The organism is Dialister sp. UBA1703 (assembly GCA_002320515.1).
GTDB lineage: Bacteria > Bacillota > Negativicutes > Veillonellales > Dialisteraceae > Dialister.
The window spans coordinates 14862-17311 of sequence record DCJJ01000003.1; the positions used below are offsets into that span (position 1 = coordinate 14862).

The 2450-nt window shown below is 49.5% G+C and carries 4 protein-coding genes; 2 read left to right on the forward strand and 2 right to left on the reverse strand.

The window, feature by feature from the left end:
- The first annotated feature begins 101 nt into the window (after positions 1-101).
- Both B2Y11_RS00070 and B2Y11_RS00075 read left to right on the forward strand, forming a co-directional pair.
- On the forward strand, positions 102-407 hold the full coding sequence (locus tag B2Y11_RS00070; protein ID WP_291054444.1) for a DNA glycosylase: 306 nt from the start codon (positions 102-104) through the stop codon (positions 405-407).
- A gap of 15 nt (positions 408-422) precedes the next feature.
- Positions 423-917 (forward strand): DNA-3-methyladenine glycosylase family protein, encoded by a 495-nt coding sequence (locus tag B2Y11_RS00075; RefSeq protein ID WP_291054447.1) that lies wholly within the window; start codon positions 423-425, stop codon positions 915-917.
- A 14-nt stretch (positions 918-931) separates the two neighbouring features.
- On the opposite strand, the gene B2Y11_RS00080 is transcribed toward B2Y11_RS00075, so the two are convergent.
- On the reverse strand, positions 932-1330 hold the full coding sequence (locus B2Y11_RS00080) for a hypothetical protein (protein ID WP_291054450.1): 399 nt from the start codon (positions 1328-1330) through the stop codon (positions 932-934).
- Positions 1331-1384: 54 nt separating this feature from the next.
- Positions 1385-2329, reverse strand: coding sequence for an alpha/beta hydrolase (locus tag B2Y11_RS00085; RefSeq protein WP_291054453.1), 945 nt, complete (start codon positions 2327-2329; stop codon positions 1385-1387).
- Between the last annotated feature and the right edge of the window lie 121 nt (positions 2330-2450).

A 2450-nucleotide genomic window follows, 5' to 3' on the forward strand; every position in this document is an offset into this window, starting at 1 on the left:
GCATTGCATAAAAATTCAAGAATAAAAGCAGACAGTGATTTAATCAGCGCTTCCTTAATCCCAGCCGCCCTGCGGCTTTATTTTCACGAAACGAGCAGACCATGCATATCCTTATCAAAGACGATTTCGACCTTTATAAAATCATACACAGCGGGCAGTGCTTCCGGGCAGTTGAACTGGATGACGGCGCCTTCCGTTTTATCACCGGTTCCCATGTGCTCTATATCCGCCATAAGAAGGGAATTCACTATGAGATTTCCTGTTCCCGTTATCAATGGAACCATATCTGGAAGCCCTATTTCGACCTGTCCTGCAATTATGCATCCATCAGGGACAGTATCCCTGCCGAAGAGAGCTATCTGTCCCAGGCTGCGGAATACAGCAGGGGTATCCGCATCCTCCGGTAGGATCCCTGGGAAACCATGATTACCTTTATCATTTCCCAGAGGAAATCCATTCCTGCCATCGCCTCTTCCGTGGAAAAGCTCTGCCGCAGGGCAGGAGAAAAGATGGAAACGGAGAGAGACATACTCTATACCTTCCCTGCGCCGAAGGCAATAGCCCGCCTCTCAGAGCAGGAGCTGCAGTCATGTTCCCTGGGCTACCGAACTCCCTATATTTCCCAAACCGCAGCCATCATAAAAAGGACGCCCCATCTTTTGAAAGATTTGGCGTCCTGTGATGATGAAACTTTGCAGGAATCCCTCATGGCCCTGCCGGGCGTAGGCATCAAGGTGGCCAGCTGCATTGCCCTTTTCAGTTACCACCGTACCGGCCTGGCACCGGTGGATGTATGGATACAGCGGGTCATTGACCGGCATTACGGCGGGAAGAATCCCTTCCCCCGCTACGGCAGTCAGGCAGGCATCCTCCAGCAGTACCTTTTCTACTATGCCCAGAGCACAGGCATGAAATAGAAACGCTTCCTTTCTTACAACTTCAAGCCTGCCTTTTTCAGCGTTTTAAAAGTATAAGCCAGGATGTTGTACAAAGTCTCACTGTCTTCCGCGGTGAGATTTTTTTCATCCAGTTTCTTCAAATCCTTGCAGTAAAATCCCAGCTTCTTCTCCAGCTCTTCCACCACTTCCGAAGAAGGGCCGGCAGGCTTTTCTTCCTCCTTCACGGTCTGCAGCTCCGCTTCCAGCTGGAATACCTTTTCCTGGAGCTCATTATTTTCATTTCGAAGAGACTCAATGGTGAGATTCAGTCCTTCGTTATTGTCCCGCTCCTGGGACAGATTAATCTGGAGACATTCCACCGTCCCCTTCAATGCCTGGATGGTCTTGCAGGCTGTAAGAAACCCTTCCTTCTGTAAGTCCTTTGCACTCATACCAATACCTCCTGTTTCCTCTATTGTATCATAAAAGAAATAAGAAACTCTCTATTATGACAGGCCCTTCACAAATTTCTGCACCACTGACCGGTAAGCCGGGCCGTTGGTGGCCATTTCCATGGTGTGGGCAGCCCCGCTGAAAATATAAAGATTCTTCGGAGAACCGGATGCATCCGCCAGAAGCTCCTCTGCCACCGAAGGCGGAATCAGCCTATCCGCCCTGCCATGAAGGAAGAGCACCGGCGATGTCATATGGGTCACCTGGGACGCAGGATCCACATCGGACAAAATTCGACCGGTATGGAAAAACATAGCCGCCTGCATAAAAGGATTCAACACATCCATGCCAAGGACCAGCCGATCATCGCCCGTATAGGTCATAATCTTATCACGTCCCAGTGCCAATAGATTCCCATACGAACTGTCAGCCACATAGAACTTCATATGCTGCCCCTCCTCACTGCCGCTGTAAATCAAAGCCATGGCCGCGCCAAGAGAAATTCCATGGAATCCGATCTCCATAGATGGATTCTTAGACCGCAGAAAATCAACCCAGGCATTCATATCCTCCACATCATGAATCCCCCAGTCCGTATGACCACCGCCGCTCTCGCCATGGCCACGAAGATCCACCAGAAGCACATTGTATCCCATATCCTGGTACATAGAAATATAAGGAACGCACATGGACCGATTCTGGTACAGTCCATGAAGAAGAACCACCGCCTTCCGGCCGCCTTTCACCGTCTCTATATAAGTCCCCCGAAGCTCCGTACCATCCTTCGAGGGCACCATCACCCTCTGCCAGCCATACCGATCTTCAAGCCCATGAATCCTTCCCAAATCCAGCCGATGATTCTCAATCCCAAGAATCCTGTCCCAGGGCGCATTAAAAAGCTCCTCATAGGAGAGATTGCCTGCATAAAGACCAAGACACAGAGCCGCAAAAAGAACGAGTATAATCAACCATTTGATCAGTTTAAATAGAAAATGCATCATATCACCTGATGTTAAGTATAAACCATGTATAAGCGGTTTGAAAAGAGATAAGGTATGCCTTAGATTCTGGGACACAGAGGGTTCTTAAGATGGACCGGCCCTATGGGCCGGAGGGTTC

Excerpts from the sequence above, each read along its gene's own strand:
- B2Y11_RS00070 (WP_291054444.1), top strand. The coding sequence starts at position 102 with ATGCATATCCTTATCAAAGACGATTTCGACCTTTATAAAATCATACAC.
- B2Y11_RS00075 (WP_291054447.1), top strand. The coding sequence starts at position 423 with ATGATTACCTTTATCATTTCCCAGAGGAAATCCATTCCTGCCATCGCC.
- B2Y11_RS00080 (WP_291054450.1), bottom strand. The coding sequence starts at position 1,330 with ATGAGTGCAAAGGACTTACAGAAGGAAGGGTTTCTTACAGCCTGCAAG.
- B2Y11_RS00085 (WP_291054453.1), bottom strand. The coding sequence starts at position 2,329 with ATGCATTTTCTATTTAAACTGATCAAATGGTTGATTATACTCGTTCTT.